This window comes from Clostridium algidicarnis DSM 15099, assembly GCF_002934235.1.
In the GTDB taxonomy this organism is placed as follows: Bacteria; Bacillota; Clostridia; order Clostridiales; family Clostridiaceae; genus Clostridium_L; species Clostridium_L algidicarnis.
Genome location: NZ_PTIS01000001.1, coordinates 408,385 through 426,617, shown reverse-complemented (window position 1 = coordinate 426,617; position 18,233 = coordinate 408,385). Strand labels below are relative to the sequence as shown.

20 protein-coding genes are annotated in these 18,233 nt (G+C 28.8%); all 20 read right to left on the bottom strand.

All coding sequences use genetic code 11. The features are described 5' to 3' along the window. Positions 1-8 precede the first annotated feature (8 nt). Positions 9-923, bottom strand: a complete 915-nt coding sequence (locus BD821_RS02080) for an RluA family pseudouridine synthase (protein ID WP_104409069.1) — start codon at positions 921-923, stop codon at positions 9-11. Then, positions 923-1,369, bottom strand: a complete 447-nt coding sequence (gene lspA, locus BD821_RS02075) for a signal peptidase II (protein ID WP_029453214.1) — start codon at positions 1,367-1,369, stop codon at positions 923-925. The genes BD821_RS02080 and lspA overlap by 1 nt, the downstream gene beginning before the upstream one ends. 71 nt (positions 1,370-1,440) lie before the next feature. Beyond that, entirely contained in the window at positions 1,441-2,745 is a 1,305-nt protein-coding gene (aroA, locus tag BD821_RS02070) for a 3-phosphoshikimate 1-carboxyvinyltransferase (RefSeq protein ID WP_104409068.1), read from the bottom strand. A 13-nt stretch (positions 2,746-2,758) separates the two neighbouring features. Next, the gene (aroF, locus tag BD821_RS02065; protein ID WP_104409067.1) at positions 2,759-3,550 is read right to left on the bottom strand and encodes a 3-deoxy-7-phosphoheptulonate synthase; all 792 of its coding nucleotides are present in this window, start codon (positions 3,548-3,550) and stop codon (positions 2,759-2,761) included. Further along, positions 3,543-4,634 (bottom strand): 3-dehydroquinate synthase, encoded by a 1,092-nt coding sequence (gene aroB / locus BD821_RS02060; protein WP_104409066.1) that lies wholly within the window; start codon positions 4,632-4,634, stop codon positions 3,543-3,545. The genes aroF and aroB overlap by 8 nt, the downstream gene beginning before the upstream one ends. 52 nt (positions 4,635-4,686) lie before the next feature. Next, the gene (locus BD821_RS02055; RefSeq protein ID WP_104409065.1) at positions 4,687-5,295 is read right to left on the bottom strand and encodes a DivIVA domain-containing protein; all 609 of its coding nucleotides are present in this window, start codon (positions 5,293-5,295) and stop codon (positions 4,687-4,689) included. Between the two features lie 14 nt (positions 5,296-5,309). Further along, positions 5,310-6,074: a YlmH family RNA-binding protein gene (locus BD821_RS02050; RefSeq protein ID WP_104409064.1), complete on the bottom strand. Its 765-nt coding sequence runs from the start codon at positions 6,072-6,074 to the stop codon at positions 5,310-5,312. A 5-nt stretch (positions 6,075-6,079) separates the two neighbouring features. Then, positions 6,080-6,304: a YggT family protein gene (locus BD821_RS13840; RefSeq protein ID WP_226104278.1), complete on the bottom strand. Its 225-nt coding sequence runs from the start codon at positions 6,302-6,304 to the stop codon at positions 6,080-6,082. Between the two features lie 60 nt (positions 6,305-6,364). Continuing rightward, on the bottom strand, positions 6,365-6,814 hold the full coding sequence (locus BD821_RS02040) for a cell division protein SepF (protein WP_029453221.1): 450 nt from the start codon (positions 6,812-6,814) through the stop codon (positions 6,365-6,367). A gap of 18 nt (positions 6,815-6,832) precedes the next feature. Next, positions 6,833-7,486 carry a YggS family pyridoxal phosphate-dependent enzyme gene (locus BD821_RS02035; protein ID WP_104409062.1) on the bottom strand — a complete coding sequence of 218 codons (654 nt, stop codon included), beginning with the start codon at positions 7,484-7,486 and terminating at the stop codon, positions 6,833-6,835. Between the two features lie 80 nt (positions 7,487-7,566). Next, positions 7,567-8,304 carry a DUF881 domain-containing protein gene (locus tag BD821_RS02030; protein ID WP_029453223.1) on the bottom strand — a complete coding sequence of 246 codons (738 nt, stop codon included), beginning with the start codon at positions 8,302-8,304 and terminating at the stop codon, positions 7,567-7,569. A 59-nt stretch (positions 8,305-8,363) separates the two neighbouring features. Next, positions 8,364-8,702: a small basic family protein gene (locus BD821_RS02025; RefSeq protein ID WP_029453224.1), complete on the bottom strand. Its 339-nt coding sequence runs from the start codon at positions 8,700-8,702 to the stop codon at positions 8,364-8,366. Between the two features lie 14 nt (positions 8,703-8,716). Continuing rightward, positions 8,717-9,439, bottom strand: a complete 723-nt coding sequence (locus tag BD821_RS02020) for a DUF881 domain-containing protein (protein WP_029453225.1) — start codon at positions 9,437-9,439, stop codon at positions 8,717-8,719. A 14-nt stretch (positions 9,440-9,453) separates the two neighbouring features. Next, a complete protein-coding gene (locus BD821_RS02015; protein ID WP_104409061.1) occupies positions 9,454-10,230 on the bottom strand; it encodes a cell division protein FtsQ/DivIB in 777 nt (258 codons plus the stop codon). Positions 10,231-10,374: 144 nt separating this feature from the next. Next, positions 10,375-11,481, bottom strand: coding sequence for a stage V sporulation protein E (gene spoVE / locus BD821_RS02010; protein ID WP_029453227.1), 1,107 nt, complete (start codon positions 11,479-11,481; stop codon positions 10,375-10,377). A 21-nt stretch (positions 11,482-11,502) separates the two neighbouring features. Next, a complete protein-coding gene (gene mraY / locus BD821_RS02005) occupies positions 11,503-12,465 on the bottom strand; it encodes a phospho-N-acetylmuramoyl-pentapeptide-transferase (RefSeq protein ID WP_029453228.1) in 963 nt (320 codons plus the stop codon). 37 nt (positions 12,466-12,502) lie between these two features. Further along, positions 12,503-13,891: a UDP-N-acetylmuramoyl-tripeptide--D-alanyl-D-alanine ligase gene (locus tag BD821_RS02000; RefSeq protein ID WP_104409060.1), complete on the bottom strand. Its 1,389-nt coding sequence runs from the start codon at positions 13,889-13,891 to the stop codon at positions 12,503-12,505. 8 nt (positions 13,892-13,899) lie between these two features. Beyond that, the gene (locus BD821_RS01995) at positions 13,900-15,372 is read right to left on the bottom strand and encodes a UDP-N-acetylmuramoyl-L-alanyl-D-glutamate--2,6-diaminopimelate ligase (RefSeq protein ID WP_104409059.1); all 1,473 of its coding nucleotides are present in this window, start codon (positions 15,370-15,372) and stop codon (positions 13,900-13,902) included. 146 nt (positions 15,373-15,518) lie between these two features. Then, entirely contained in the window at positions 15,519-17,699 is a 2,181-nt protein-coding gene (locus tag BD821_RS01990) for a stage V sporulation protein D (protein WP_104409058.1), read from the bottom strand. Positions 17,700-17,735: 36 nt separating this feature from the next. Then, positions 17,736-18,224 (bottom strand): FtsB/FtsL family cell division protein, encoded by a 489-nt coding sequence (locus BD821_RS01985; RefSeq protein WP_104409057.1) that lies wholly within the window; start codon positions 18,222-18,224, stop codon positions 17,736-17,738. Between the last annotated feature and the right edge of the window lie 9 nt (positions 18,225-18,233).

Here is an 18,233-nt window from a genome sequence, read left to right as displayed (position 1 = left end):
ATTATTCTTTACAACTGTTTTTTTAATCTAGTAAGTATTTTTGTAAAATACTCTGGAAGTTCAGATTCAAACTCAACATACTGATTTTTAGTTGGATGAATAAAACCTAAAGATTTGGCATGAAGCATTTGCCCCTTTAAGTTGAACTTTTGTTTCTTATATCCATATACCGGATCTCCCACTAAAGGATGACCTATATAGGCCATATGAACTCTTATTTGATGAGTTCTTCCTGTTTCTAGGTTGCACCTTACTAAAGTATTATTTTCATATCTTTCTAAAACCTCATAATGAGTTATAGCACGCTTACCTTCTTCTACTACTGCAAATTTAATCTTTTCTTTAGGATTTCTACCTATTATAGTGTCTATAGTGCCGCTGTCACTTTTTAAAACTCCTTCAACTAGTGCATAGTACTCTCTTTTTATAGTATGTGCTTTAAATTGCTCTGCTAATATGCAATGTGAATTATCATTTTTGGCTATAACAAGTACTCCCGAAGTATCTTTATCTATTCTGTGAACTATCCCAGGTCTTTCACTACCATTAACCTTAGATAAATTCGAAGAGTGATTTACAAGTGCATTTACAAGTGTGCCATCATGATTACCAGATGCAGGATGAACAACTATGCCTTGCTCTTTATTTACAATGATTATATCATCATCTTCATATAATATATCTAAATATATATTTTCGGGCCTCACTTCAATTTCTGTGTTTTCTTTAAGATAAACCTTAATTAAATCTCCTTGTTTTATCTTATATTTGCTTTTTACAGGATTATCATTTACTAGAACATTACTTTCCTCAATTAATTTTTGTATGTAGGATCTTGATAAAGTCTCTGAATTTCTAAATAAATATTTATCTACCCTCTCTTCATCTACACATTCTTCTATTAAAAATACTTCTTCTTTCATTATTCGCCATCCTTTATTATAAATACTGCAAGTAAAAATGTTCCTATAACCACAAGTATATCCGCAATGTTAAATGTCGGAAAACTATAAACATCTTTATAGTGGAAAAAAATAAAATCTACTACATAATTATACTTTATTCTATCTATTAAATTACCTATAGCCCCAGATATAATAAGAGCTAATGATATTTTTAATATAAATGATTTAGGTTTATACCTTATTAAATAAAAAATCATTGCTAATACAACAATAATCGTTAATAATGATAATAAAAAAGCCCTTCCTTGAAAAATACCGAATGCAGCCCCTCTATTTTCTAAGTAAGACAAACTAAAAAAGTTATTAATTATAACTACATCCTTACCCTTAGCTAAATTACTAACTGCCCACATTTTTGTAACCCTGTCAACAAACACACCTAAAATAATTATGATTATTTCCAATTTTCCATCCCCCGTTAAATTAATCTGGTAATGCACTTTTATATTGCTCGAAAGCATCATTTTTTTAATATTTAGGTTTCAACCATATTTAAGAATTCACTAAAAAATTTTATGCTATTTGGAAATGATATATTTGTATACTCCCAATGATTAATATTGGTACTTTTTAAATTTCTAATAGAAAGTACTGCAAAGGCCATAGCTATTCTATGATCTTTTTGACTTTCGATATTTATATCTTTGCTTATATATGAATTTCCACCCTTAATAAATAGGTCTCCATTGTCATAATGTGATTGTATACCACAATTTTTTAAATTATTTATTATACCATCTACTCTATTACTTTCTTTAACCTTTAACTCATCTACTGATTTTATTATAGTAGTACCTTCACTAAAAGCGGCTAAAACACTAATAAGCGGAATTTCATCTATAATACTCGGAGTATATTTTGCTTCAATTTCAATTCCTTTAAGGTTACTACTTTTAACCTTTATATCACCTACAAGTTCTCCATTTCTAGTTTCTTTTATGTCCATATTTATATCAGCACCCATGTCCTTTAATATATCTATAAATTTTCTTCTGCTGGGATTTAGTAGAACATCTTTTAAAGTTACACTTGATTCTTTCGCGAGTATGCATAACCCTATTATAAAAGCTGCAGAAGATATATCTCCCGGAATAAAGATATCCTTAGAAGATAAATTAGACTTTTCAAGTGTTATAGAGTTTTCTTTACACTTGATATCTGCGCCTAGGTATTTCATCATAATTTCAGTATGATCTCTTGTAGATAAAACTTCCTTTACTACTATATCCTTTTTTGCTACTAAAGCCGCTATTAAAAGAGCTGATTTTACCTGTGCTGAGGATACCGTCATCAAATATTCTATACTTTCTAGATTTGATAATTTAGTGGTGTTTATAGGCAATTTGTCTTCTGAGCACTCAAATACTCCTCCCATAAGTCGTAATGGTTCTAATATTCTTTTCATGGGTCTTTTACTTAAAGATTCATCACCTATTAAAACCGCTTTTATGTTAGCCGCACATAAAATACCTAGTAATAATCTAACAGTTGTTCCTGAATTATCACAGTTTAATACACCAACATCCTTTTTAAATTCTTCTATTCCAGGGCTTATAACTTTTAATTTATATTCATCTTCATAAATAACCTTAGCTCCAAGCTTTTCCATATTCTTAAGTGTAACAACACAATCATTACCTTTTGGAAAGTTATATATATTATATGTTCCCTTAGGTATACAGCCTATTATAAGGCTTCTATGTGCAATAGACTTATCACCTGGCAAGTTTTTAATTTCTTTATGAATGTGTTCCTTGGCTTTTAATATCTTTATATCCACTTAAATTCTCCCTTCAATTTAATCTTTTTATGTCATTAATTATATCAGAAAGGGTATTTATTGATATTGTTTGATTTGCATCAGATATTGAAAGATCCGGATTTATGTGGCTTTCTATTATAAGCCCATCTGCCCCTGCAGCAATAGATGCTAAAGACATTGGATGTACTAGTTCTCTAAGTCCTGTTCCATGGCTTGGGTCCACTATAATAGGCAATCTATAGTTGGTTTTAACAAAAGCTACAGCATTTAGATCCAAAGTATTGCGTGTATATGTTTCGAAGGTTCTAATACCTCTTTCACACAATATAACATTTTCATTTCCTTCTCTTAATATATATTCTGCAGCATTTATCCATTCATTTATAGTTGCACTTATGCCCCTTTTAAGTATGATGGGTGTTTTTAACTTTCCTACTTCTTTTAATAAACTGTAATTATACATATTTCTAGATCCTATTTGAATTACGTCAATATAATTAAGAGCTTCTTCTACGTCTCTAGTATCCATAATTTCTGTTGATACAGGTATATTAACTTCTTCTCTTACAGCCTTTAATATTTCAAGTCCTTCTTTACCAAGTCCTTGAAAATCATAAGGTGATGTTCTAGGCTTAAAAGCTCCTCCTCTTAGTATGTTTACACCATATAATTTTAATTGTGTGGCAATGCTAATCATAGTATCATAATCCTCTACTGCACAGGGCCCTGATATTATAACCTTTTTTTTACTACCTATTTCTGTGTCTCCTACTTTAACTATAATTGCATCACCACTATCTTTATCACATAATAATTTACTCATATATTTTTTCACCTTCTATACTCTCTTTGATAACTTTAAGTAGCTGTTCTTCTTTAACTTTAACCGCTATAACAGGTTTTCCTAATGTTGATATTAGTACAAATCTTATATTAGAATCATTTTTTTTATCTCCTCTTATGCTTTTTATAAAATTATCTTTATTATTTATCTTATAATACTTATCTATACCTATATACGTATAAATATCTTTTATTTTATTATATAGAGTTTTATCTAAAGACATAAGAGTTTCTGATAATTTTAATGCAACTAATATTCCAAGAGATACCGATTGTCCATGAGAAACCTTATAATTTGAATCTATTTCTATAGCATGGCCTACAGTATGTCCAAAATTTAATACATTTCTAAGTCCTGTATCCTTAAAATCTTTAGAAACAATGTCTCTTTTTATTAATATACATTTTTGCACTAATAAAATTATCTCATCTTTTTCAAGGTTCACTATAGATTCTATATTTTTTTCAAAATAAATTAACAAATCATCCCTATCTATTATACAATATTTAATTATTTCCCCAAATCCACTCAAAATTTCTTTTCTTTTGAGTGTTTTAAGAAACTCTGGACATACTATGACTTCTAATGGGTTATAAAACATTCCAATATAATTTTTTAGATTATTAAAATTATATCCAACCTTCCCTCCAATGCTACTATCAACTTGAGATATCATTGTAGTTGGAATATTAATGTATCTTATACCCCTCATGTAGGTGCCAGAAACAAATCCCACTAAATCCCCTAGGATGCCACCACCTATACATATTACTATACCATTCCTTTTGGCATTATTATCTACTAAAAATTTATATATCTCATCTACAGTTTCTCTATTTTTATTGCATTCTTTACATTCTATATAAAGTGAGCTTTTGCAAAAGCTCCTAATGTTATTTATATATTTATCGTAATATACGCTTAAATTTTTATCGTATATAAGAAATAAATCAGCCCTATGCTTTACCTTTATATTTTCAATTCTTTTAACAGTTTCATAAATATTATTTACCAAATATATAGGATAGGGTACATTAATATCTTGCTCTATTTTCTTATACATATTTGTCCTCCAATCTTAAATAAAAAAACTCACTCTTAAAGAGTGAGTTCAATTAGCTATTTTTTGCAAAGAAGCTTTTAATAGCACTTAAATCATCTGAGTTTATAGATTCATCCTTTTGTACTTCAATTTCTTTATTTATAATTTGTTCTTTTTCTTCTTCTTCAACTACATCTTCTTCTAAAGGTATTCCTAAATTATAATTTTTAGCAAAGTCTTTTTCAAGATCATCAAAAGTTTCTAACTGAACATTCATAAAACTTCTAAACTTGACTCTAAACCTAATAAAATCTTGTTTTAATCTTTCATACTCATCATTCACTCTTATAACGTCACTATGAGCTTTATCTAATATCTTTTGTGCCGTTTCATTAGAATTTCTAACTATTAAGTCTGCTTCTTTTTGTGCAGATTTTTTAGCTTGTTCTGCGGCATTTTGAGCCAATACTAAAGTATTTTGTATTGTATTTTCTATATTAGAATAATGATCTATCCTATCATCCATTACTGACATTTTCTCTTTTAATATGGCGTTTTCTTTAAATAGCACTTCATACTCTTCTACAATTTTATCTAAAAATTCATCTACCTCTTCTGAATCATATCCTCTAAGTACCTTTTTAAATTCTTTATTACTTATATCCATTGGAGTTATTTTCATAAGTCATCACCCCGTCAAACGTATTTTTTTATTTGTATTTTTAATCTACCACTAGATGTGGTACCTATTATCTCTCCAACCTTATATTTTCCATATCCTCTTATGGTAATAGTATTTGCAGACATTACTTCCTCGCTTTTTTCATAACAAGTGACATAGTCTATAAGTACTTTACCCGATTTTATGTACTGCTGACTTTTTGCTCTTGAAAGATTTGTAATTGAACTAACTATCACATCTATTCTCTTTGATGAAGCTAAATGCACATTTACTTTAAAAGTATAGTCTGGAATACTTTCATTGTCATTTAAAATCTCTACAGTGCATGGACTCTTACCTATAACTTTTAAATTAATAAATATATACTGTAATATATCTTCAGTTACTGGCAAATAGCATTTATTATCTTGTACTATAAGATCACCAAATTTCTCCCTTTTTACTCCTAATGACATTAATGCTCCTAAATAATCTTTATGTAGAAGTTCACAAAATTTCGACTTATTTGTAATCTTAATAATTTGAATAGAATAGTAAGATCCAGAACCATTAAATCTAATTATCCTTCTTTCAGCATCATCAAATCCACCCGAAACATCAGAAACAATATTATTTACGTTGCAATATTTCTGAATCTTATTCCAAATATTAGGTGTTAAGAATTCATTGCTATAGACAGTGTTTAATGTTTTATTCGATAATAAAATCTTATCATAAAGATTTGAACATAAAGATATGTCTTCCTCTCCCATATACTTTAAAAAATCCTTTTTATTCATATTATTTAACTAACAAGAGGCATAATTATGCTCTCTAGCAAATATAATAGTATCAATACAATAACTGGTGAAAAATCTAAGGAGAGGTTTGGCATAAATTTATCTTGTAATAGCTTAGCTGGTTTTAAGATTGGTTCTGTTAGAAATTTTATTATATTTATAAGCTTGTTTTGTTGTTCTCTAAAAATAAATGATAAAACTACATCTATCAATATAGCATATTCTACTATTGAAAATAAGACCTCAAAAAAAACTCTTAAAATAATTATTCATTCCCTTCTATCTAAAAACTATTTAGACCAATTAAACAATCCTTTACTTAATTCAGTCTTTAGTTCGCTCGTAACTTCTATATTAGAAGGTGATACTATATAGACACCATTTTCAACCTCTTGAAGCTCGCCACCTAGAGCATAGCTTGCTCCACCCATAAAATCTAATAATCTTTGAGCTATTTTAGGTTCTAGAGCTGTGGTGTTTACAATAACTATTTTTCGATTTTTTAAATCATCACTTATCTCTGTTACTTCTTCGTAGCTTTGAGGCTTTACTATAGTAACCTTAGCAGAAACTGCAGTATGTATACTTACCACCTTACCTTGATTCTTTTTATTATTTAATTGAGTAGGTTGTTTTACTTCTTCTTCTTCAGCCTCATCATATTCTTCATCATACTCTTCATCATATTCATCCTCTAACCCCAAAAATCCCCATACTTTATTTAACACTTTCGCTGCCATTTATATTCCTCCTCATTTTTATATTCTTTTACCAAAGATGCCTTCCCCGACTCTTATCATGTTAGCTCCACACTTTAAAGCTAATTCGTAGTCTCTACTCATTCCCATAGATAGATAGTCCATAGATATATTAGAAAATTTTCTATAAGAAAGGTTATCCCAAATATCCTTCATCTTCATAAAATAAGATTCAGAAGACTTTTCATCGCCTTTTGGTATTATAGCCATAAGACCTTTAATCTTTACAAAATTACATTTCTCAATTTCAACAATTAGCTCTTCTAAATCTTCTAAGAATATGCCATCCTTACTTTTTTCTTTTCCTATATTAATTTCAATTAAAGCCTCTGCAACTTTGTTTTGCTTCATATATTGTTTTTCTATTTCCGATAAAAGTCTTATGCTATCTAAAGATTGAATAAGATAAACCTTCCCCACTATATACTTTACCTTATTTCTTTGAAGGTGACCTATAAAATGCCATCTTATATCTTTTGGCAATTCTTCGCTTTTTTCTAATAATTCTTGGACCTTATTCTCTCCAAAGTCTATTATACCAAAATCATAAGCCTTTTTTATACTATCCGTAGATTGTTGCTTACTCACAGCTATAAAAGTTGAATCCTTTGGTATTTCATTTGTAATTGATTTTAAGTTACCCAAGACATCCATTAATACCCTCTCCTTTGATAACCCTTATAAAGTAACTATTCTTCACAAATTTAAAAATCCCTTTATTTTTAAATAAATTATTATTTATTTTTTTTACTACTTAAAAAGTTCACTTTCAAATCTCCTATATAAGGTGAAATTACAATAGTCTCTTTCTCTTCTATATCAATATTTATACCTCTACCTTGTAACCTTTTTACATAGCTATCATTGGACTTAAGACTATTTACAAGGTTTTCTGTATTTCCTATAGCTTCTATATGAAAAGGTGCAGGAAGTTTCACTCCATTTATACTTATAAATGCTGAACTACAATACACTTCAGAATTGCTCATTAGTCTTTGCCCATTTATTGAAATAGCTTCAGCTCCAAAAAGTTTTAACTCGTTTATAATTTGAATTAAATCTGTATTATGAAAGGTACGCATATACCTTAAAAGGGGATCTTCTATATCCGGATTAAGCTCATCGAATCCATCTCTTACGGTTATTTCTATACCATTCCCTTGAACCTTATTATACCCTAAAAGTATTTTGTTATTTTCTAGTTCTTCTACTATAGAATCTGCTATATTCTTTTCTTTATCTACGTATCCTGATTTAAAGGAATTAAGTTTTTTATAATTACTTTGGTAATCCTCTCTTACATCGGAAACCTCTCTATATAATTTATTTCTTTTATTGTACATTTCTTGATATTCTTTCGTGCTTACATACTCTCGTTTATTGTCTGTGCTTAAATTTATATTGAAAGATACAAGAATTCCTATCATAATTGCAGCTATAAAAATAAATATTTTTCCTTCATTTAATTTCATAAAATCACCCTTTTTGGATTTAAAAATTAATGTAAAAGTAATTTAATACTACATTAAATTTAACGATGTTTAATCTTTTCTAATAGTAACCTTCTTATTATAGCGAAATTGTCAAAAATTCTTCCACCAAATACTATAACTGCAGCAATATATATTGGTATACCAAGCCTATCTCCCAAATATGCAAGTCCTGCAGCTAAAGCTGCATTTCCGAAAAACCCAGATATAAATATATCAGCTTGAAAGTTTTTAGATAGATATGCTCTTATAGCTCCAAAAACTGAATCTAAGCAAGCAAGTATAGCTACAGATATATAAGGTGAAAACTTATCCGGAATATTTATCTTTAAAAACATTCCCATTAAAACTCCAACTAAAAGTCCAATTAATGCTATCATTTTATCACTCCTACTTATTCTACAGCTTTAATATATTCTTGCTTATAGTTTTTACTAAACTTTGGTATATTTATTGAATCAGACATCTTAATATCAATATTATAATTTTCTAGGTTTTGATAATGAAAAACTCCTGCAAAATTAACTCCTGCATCTAAGGTCTTTTTATTTCCAATTGCTTTTATTTCTATTTTTTCTTTTGGTGATATTTTCTCATCATTTATTAAAATAAAGCTATTATTAGAAGAACTTTTTATTCCCGTTTGTAATGTTACCCTCTTATCATTTATAGATATGGCCTCTGCGCCCGAAAAATTCAATTCATTTATTACATATACCAGCTCATAATCAGTTATAAATGCTGTATATGTATTGCTAGAAAACACAGGATCTTTAGGTGTTAGTGATAATATTACGCCTGGGCCTGTCACATCTAAACTACCTAGTATTAATCTACTATTATCTAATTGTTTTTTTAATTCTTTAGTTACATCTCCACTTTCACTAGCGGATTCCTCATACTTTTTTAATTGTGAAGATACATCATTATTCTTTTTTTCTAATTCCTCTTTTTGTTTTTGCAACATTTCAACTTCAACACTTATTTCTTCTTTATCATAGTTATTTGTCTGAAGCTTTTTATCTTGACCACCTAGAAGCTTAAATTGATAAGCTAGCAAGAATCCAAGAAGTGCACAAATTAAAGCCACAGCTACTTGCGAATTAACCTTTTTCACTCCATCACCTCTTCCTACTCTTCTACAAATATTACGGGGTTTCCTTTAAAGCTTACATTTATATATCCCTTAGATTGACTTAACTCAGGCTTACTAGAAATTATATTTATAGCCTTATTTAATTTTCCTTCTATATCATCACTAGTTCCTATAATTATGCACATATTGTTATGATAAGCCTTTATAGATAAGATATCTTTCATGTCTAAAGATGTTATATCTATTCCTGATGTATTATTTTCTATTAAAAAAGAGAAGTCATTTATAACCTTATTCTTCCTATCTTCTTTAGGCAATATTTCCTCCCCTACTTTTGCATTAGTATAATCTAATCCATCTATATATATTAAATTCATATTAGTAATTTCATCTTTTATTTGTAATAATTTTGAATCCCTATCTATTATAAAGTATTTATTATTGCTTTCTCCATAAAAAAATGCACTTCTTTCCTCTACATTTAATATAATTGTATTTGGTAGCCTCCTACTTATCTTTACGTTTTTTATGTAGGGATTGTCATGTATTTTTTTAATTATCTTTTTAGTATTAATATAAAAGATATTATTTCCCTTTTCTAAAGTAGATGTACTTATAATTTCTTCTGATGAAATTATATTATTTCCCTCTACGATTATAGTTTCAACATCAAAAATTTTTAATTTTAGACTTAACGTAATTAATATAACAATTAAAAATATGAAAATTATAATATTGCGTTTTAAAGCCTTTCTTTTTCTCCTTTTAACTATAAATGAGTTTTCTTCTTTTTTCTTTGCTATTTCGCCCATTTTAATCTCCTTTTAAACTTTAAGGATTCTTATTATTATAATAACATTAATTTAATAATAAGAATACCTAAAAATAAATTAGAGCCTATATTTTTGGAATACACGTTAACTACCCTATGTATTCCAATTAATATAGCCTCTTTTTTAAATACTATCAGTCTGCCTAGATATATTAAGCAGTACCCCCATTGCAATAAGATTTATAACTAACGACGATCCACCATAGCTTATAAAAGGTAGTGGTACTCCTGTTACAGGCATAGAACCTGTTACTACTGCAATATTTATTATGGCTTGAACTGCTATTATCGAAGTTATTCCTGTGGCTAAAAGCGTTCCATAAATATCTTTTGCCTTAGATGCAGTTCTGATTCCTCTCCATATAAAAATTAAAAATAATAGTATTATAAAAAGACAACCTACAAGTCCAAGCTCTTCACCAATTATAGCAAAAATAAAATCATTATGTGGTTCTGGCATATAGTATGCCTTTTGCCGTGACTTACCAAGTCCTAGGCCCAGTATCTTTCCTGAACCCAGTGCAAGTAATGACTGTATTAATTGATAGCCATTTTTAACTGGATCTTTCCAGGGATCTATGAAATTTAAAAGCCTATCCTTTCTATAAGATTCTGAAAATATAAACACTACCCCTAATGCAAAAAGACTTGGTGTCACTATGCCGAAGAGATGAAATGCTCTTCCACCTGCTACAAACAAAATTATAAGGGTAACTATCATTATAACTGATGCTATACTTAGGTTTTTTTCTAAAAGAATCATACCTGCATAAAAGCCTGAAACCAAAAGATAAGGTAATATACCATATAAAAAACTATTAATCTTTTCTCCTTTGTATTCTAAACTTTTAGCCATATAAGCTACTACTACATATTTTACAATTTCAGAAGGTTGAAATGATGCAGGACCTATTCTTATCCATCTTTGAGCCCCATTTACACCTTCGAAAGCAAAAACAAGAAATAACAACGGCACGCAAATAATCATAAGCAAAGTTGTATATTTTTTTAGTTTGTGATAATCATAATTCATGAATACACACATGGTTGTAACTCCTAAAATAGCCCAAAGCGCCTGCCTTTTTAAATAAAACATGCTGTCCTTTTTACCATACAACGCAATATAAGAACTAGCACTATAAACCATTATAACCCCTATAGCAAGAAGAATTAATATAGAAGCAAACATAATAAAATCTATTTGCTTAATATTCTTTTTCTTTTTTTTCATAAATATCCTCCTTAGTCAATTTTAAAAAGCAAGGAATCCTATTAAACATAATATAACTGTTATTATTAAAAAACTAGTAACTATTTTAGTTTCCGGCCACCCAAGTTGTTCAAAATGATGATGTAAAGGTGCCATCTTAAATACCCTTTTACCTGTTAGTTTAAAGGATGTTACTTGAATTATAACTGAAAGCGTTTCTATTACATAAATGCCACCTACTATGAATAGTAATAGCTGCAGTTGAAGTGCCACAGCAACCATTGCTACAGCTCCTCCAAGTGCTAGAGAGCCTGTATCTCCCATAAATATTCTAGCAGGAAATGCATTGAATCTTAAAAATCCAAGTAGTGATCCAGCTAAAATCAAGCAAAATATTGAGAGAGTATAATGCCCCATACCAAAACTTACTAAAGCAAAAAATGTTATAACTAGTAGGGTAACCGATGTGGCAAGTCCATCAAGTCCATCAGTCAAATTTACAGCATTAGTAACTCCAGTAAAATAAACTAACATAAAAGGTATATACAGTATACCTAGATCTATAGTCTTACTAGTAAACGGAATAAATAGTTCAGTTCCAATTTTACCGTAAGCATAATAAGATAAAACTGATGATACAATAATAAGTAATACCATCTTTTGCTTTGCATTAAGTCCTTGATTATCTTTGTGTCTTATTTTCATATAATCATCCAAAAAACCTACAAATCCAAATCCTATAAATGCGTATAATGCAACCATCGCTTCATCACTTGGTTTTCCTATCATTATAATCATAGAAATTAAAGTAGATATAATAAAAATTATTCCTCCCATTGTAGGGGTTCCTGCTTTTTTTTGATGTGATTTAGGTCCATCCGACCTTATATTTTGACCAAATTTAAGTTTTGAAAGTACAGGTATAGCTATAGGTGCTAAAATTGACACTATTATAAACCCTATCAATATTGAAAATATATTATAATAATTTAATAAATTATTCATGCTGTTTATATTCATAACTCTTTAACTTCCCCCCTCTTTAGTTGTATATCCTTTTTAATTCTTCGATTATTGATTCAAACTTCATAGACCTTGAAGCTTTAACCAAAACCAAATCATCTTTTCTTATTATTTTATTAATATTCTTTATGGCTTCATTTGTATTTTTAAATAAAAATACGTTTTTTTCATCATTATAACCTTCTGCCATTTCTGATGAAAATTCACCAACAGCTACTAATATATCTATACCTTTATCTTTCGCATAACCCCCTATTTCTTTATGAGCATTTCTAGAATACTCACCAAGTTCCTTCATAGTACCAAGTATAGCAACCTTTCTCGATTTATCTAAGTTTGCTTGAACATCTATGGCTGCCTTAATTGAATCAGGACTTGAATTATAACAATCATTTATTATATCTATATTTTCCCCCTTTATTATGTCTAACCTCATGGAAGAAACTTCTAAAGCTTTTAAGGATTCCACCATTTGTTTTATATCTATGCCCATTAAATATCCACAACTGATAGCTAAAAGTGCATTTTCAATATTATGTACTCCTGGTACTGGTAAACTTATCCTACCTATATCTTTTCCTTTATAAATCAAAGAAAACTCACTATAACTTTCTTTTAAATTAATGTTAATTGCTTTAAAATCACTTTTATCCTTTGATATAGATGTTCTTACAATCTCAAACTTTTTACTATTTATTTTTGAGAGCATAGAATCTTGCTGATTTATTATTAATACATTATCCTTGGTAAAAAAATCTGTTATTTCCATTTTAGCTTTTAAAATATTATCTTTGCTTTTTAAATTTTCGATGTGGGATAACCCAATATTTGTTATTACTGCAACATCAGGTTTTGAAACCTCTGCTAAGTTATGAATCTCATTTAAATTACTCATACCAAGTTCAAGCACAGCTATTTCATAGCTTTCGTCCATCTGTAATATCATTAAAGGGAGTCCTATATGGTTATTAAAATTCCCTTTAGTTTTAAAAACTTTAAATTTACTACTTAAAACAGCTGACATCATATCTTTAGTTGTAGTTTTACCTGTAGATCCTGTTATACCTATCACTTTTATATTTGATTTTTCTCTTTTATATTGAGCCATTTTTAATAAGGCTTCCTTGCAATTTTCAACTTTTATTATAATAAAGTTATTGTATTTAGATAATAAATCTTCCTTTTTAAAATTTATTTCATCTAATATACATAAACTTGCTCCCTTTTTTAAGGCTTCTTCAATAAAATCATTTCCATTGAAATTATCACCTTTTAATGCTAAAAATATACTCTTTGGCTCTATTTTTCTTGTATCAGTGTTTATATCGCTAAAATTTACTTCACCTTTTTTTAAATAAATATGACCCCTTGTACTCTCTATAATCTCATCTAAGGTTAGACCGATCATCATAATACCTACTTTCCACTAAATTTATTGTTTAATATTTCTTCTACTATTTCTCTTTCATCAAAATGTATTGTTTTTTCCTTTAAGACTTGATAAGTTTCATGTCCCTTACCTGCAATTAATATAACATCATCTTTTTTTGCTATGGAAATAGCTTTTTCAATAGCTTTTTTTCTATCTTCTATTACTATGCAATTTTCTTTATCTTTTATTCCTGATATTATGTCTTCTATTATATTAATAGGATCTTCCGATCTTGGATTGTCTGATGTAATTATTGTAATATCACTAAGTTTTTCTCCTATACTACCCATTATAGGTCTTTTACCTTTATCTCTATCGCCACCACACCCATAAACGCTTATAAGTCTACCTTTTGTGAGCTCCTTTAATGTGGATAGTACATTTTCTAGACCATCTGGGGTATGAGCATAATCTAAAATTATATCAAATCCTAAATTTTTATCCTTAGCTACTGTTTCGCATCTTCCAGGAACTATAGATCTTTCTAATCCTTTTTGTATATATTTCATGTCTATACCGCTTTTAACACATATTGAAATTGCTCCAAGAGCGTTATAAATATTATAATTCCCTGGTATACTAATTTTCATATTATATTTAGTGTTTTGAAGGTCCATATTAAAAGAAATTCCTTTTGGATAGCTTGTTATATTATATGCTTTAAAATCTGATTCTTCTTTTATAGAATATGTACTTTTTATTATATTATCTTCTTTTATATCTCTTAAAACTCTTTTTCCATAAGAATCATCTACATTAATTGCAGCATATTCACTATTTTTAAATAACTTTAGTTTGCATTTATAGTAGTTTTCAAAAGTTTTATGAAAATCTAAATGATCTTGTGTAAGATTTGTAAACATAGATAATTTGAACTTAATTCCATAAACCCTATCTAAAGCTAAAGAATGGGATGAAACTTCCATGACACAATACTCTGTTCCTTCTTTAACCATTTTATCAAGTAAACATTGTAATTCTAAAGATTCTGGAGTAGTTCTTTCAGAAGGTATCGGAGTTTTTCCTATAAAATTTGCTATAGTTCCTATAAGTCCTACTTTATATCCCGCTTCTTCTAATATAGACTTAATCATATATGAAGTTGTAGTCTTACCGTTAGTGCCTGTAATTCCTATTAAGTTTATTTTTCTTGAAGGATTATCATAATAATTAGCTGCAGCTTTAGCTAAAGCTTTCCTTGTATCTGTTACCTTAATAACTGTAATGCCCTTTACCTTCGGTGCAAAATCAACATTTTCTAGAACAATAACTTTTGCGCCTTTTTTTATAGCTTCATCTATATATAAATGCCCATCAACTTTTAAACCCTTTATACAAAAAAACATATCATCAGTAGAAACCTTTTTTGAATTATATTGTATTTTGCTAATTTCACCTTCAAAAGTTTCGGATACAAATGTAAATTCTATTTCTTTAAGGATATTTTTAATTTTCATCTTAGCATCTCCTTATATTAATATGCCTATTTAAATATATAAATTACGATATATTTAAATAGGTTTTGCAAAATTATATTATACTAAAATAATATTGGCATGTGGTATAAGCCTTATTCCACATGCCTAAAGTTTAAATATTTTAACTAATCAAATCCTGTAGGACTTAATAGTATATGAATATTTGTTCCGTACTTTACTATGGTATCTGCTTCTAAGCTCTGTTCTATTACCATGCCTTCGCCTTCTATTGTAGCTTCGAGTCCTATAGAGTTTAATATACTCAAAGCGCCTTCTTTAGAATACCCAGTTAAACTTGGCACTATAACTTCTTTATTATAATTATAACTTTTATCTGCATAAAGCAATATTTTTTTATTTTCCTTTATAGTATACCCTGGCTTAGGACTCATATCGTAAATATTGTCTAATTCCCCACTTACTTCATAACTTAGATTATTGGACTTTAATACTTTTATAGCTTCTGATTTTTTCAGCCCTCTTACATCTGGAACAATAACATCTTTAAGAAGACTTTCTTCAACACTTTTATCATCTGCATCTGGTTTTATTTGAAGATAATTAAAAATATTATTAAAAACTTGCTTAGCTACAGGTGTTGCTATAACCCCTGCGTAATATTCGCCTGAACTTGGTTCATCAATAGAAATAAATACAGTTATTTCTGGATTGTCAGCTGGAGCCATTCCAACAAAGGAAGCTACATATTTACCATGTTCGTAAGTCCCACTTTGTGAATTAACTTTTTGAGCTGTACCGGTTTTTCCTGCTATATGATAACCTTCTATATAAGCTCTTTTACCACTACCTTCTGCTATAACATTTTCTAGATAGCTTCTTAAAAGTTTGGTATTTTCTTCGCTTACTATCCTCTTTTCTCCATAATCTTCATAGGTCTTATAAATACTATTTTCTTCACCATTCATAATTTGCTTCATTACGTGAGGTCTAACCCATACACCATTATTAGCTAGAGTATTAAAGGCTGCTAAAAATTGTATTGGACTTACTGTGTTGGTTTGCCCAAAGGATATTGTTGCAAGATCTACATCACTTATAGTTTCAGTTTTCTTAACTATTCCTTTAGCTTCACCTGGAAGATCTATTCCTGTTTTTTGTCCAAATCCAAAAGCTTTAATATACTTATTAAGTTTTTCTTTTTGAAGTTTTTGACCAACATTTACAAATCCCACATTACAAGAATTTTTTAATATTTCTTGAAAGCTTTGTTCTCCATGCCCGGTTCTCTTCCAACAATGTATAGTTCTGTTTGCAACCTTAATGCTTCCACTACACATAAATTTACTTGAATCATCAATAAGGCCTTCTTCCATTGCTCCAATTGATGTAATAACTTTAAATATAGATCCTGGTTCATAGGTATCATTTACTATTTTATTTCTCCATTTTTTTTGAAGATCTTCCATAGACTCATTTTCTTCCTTAGGCTTATTTGGGTTAAAATCTGGCTTATTAGCTAAAGCATAGACTTCTCCTGTTTTAGGATTCATAACTATTATAGACACACTTTTAGCTTGATTATCCATAAGTGCTTGATCTGCTGCTTGCTCTGCAAATTGCTGTATTTTTTCATCTATAGTTAAAAATATATCCATACCTTCAACAGGTTTTCTATACTCTGATATAGTATGCTCTTTATCTGCACCCCTACTATCTATTTCTAAAATGCTTACCCCAATGGTCCCAGTAAGCTCTTTATTATAAGCTAGTTCTATACCTGTAAGTCCATCTCCATCTATATTTGTAGTACCCAGTACGTGAGCTAAAAAGTTATTGTTTGGATAATATCTTTTAGTATCTGGGGATACTATCATACCACCTATGCCCAATGATTTTAACTTATCTGCACCATCTTTTTCAATTCTTCGAATTAAATTTGCAGATTGCATAACCTTACCATTTGGGAGTTTTTTATTTAAAATTTTTAATACCTCTTCAGGTTTCATTTCTAAAACCTCTGAAATAGAATCCGCTACACCTTCATTAGTTAAATTCTCTTTTTTTAAAAAAGCTCTAAATGCATTCATATCTAGATCCGCCCTATAAACATTTGCACTTATAGCTAATTCCTTTCCATTTCTATCTAATATACTACCCCTTTTAGCAGAAATTTTAACTTCACTAGTCCACTGTTCTTCTGCCCTTGCCGAATATTCCGGGGATTTTATTATCATTATGTATGAAAGCCTAGTAATTAAAATAGTAAGGGATACAACAAAGAATATAAATATTGTTACTATTCTCTTCCGAATTATAACTTGGTCTTTATATTGAATCTTAGACAAGTATATACCTCCACTTAATTGCTAGTAGATGTAAATTTAAAACAATATATCTTTAAGCTTTTCAAACTTACTAAGTTTTTCTTTATCCTTATTAGATTCTTTAAAATTGTTTTTTGAAAGATCAATAATTAGAGCTTTACTATTATCAGGTTCCTTCATATTTAATTGTTTTTCTGCTGTGTTCTTTACACTTTCATAAGAGCTAACTTTTAGTATATCAATTTTTAATGCCTCATTTTCTGAATCAACTTTTTGAATTTGATTTTTTACTGAAGATAAATCCTTTTGTATATTAAATATAATAGCATATCTACTAGTAAGTAGAATTCCTAAAGCAAAAAGAATTAATATATAACGAATGGCTGATTTTTTCTTTTGATTTTTTTCTTTTGATATTCTTATTTCTCTCTCTCTTTTTTCTCTTTGTAATTTTTTATATTTATCTTTTTTTTGTGTATCTTTTTTTAATTCTGGCATTAATGCATTACTACCATTAATATAATTTTTCTGCTTTTCTACTATCAATTTATTCCC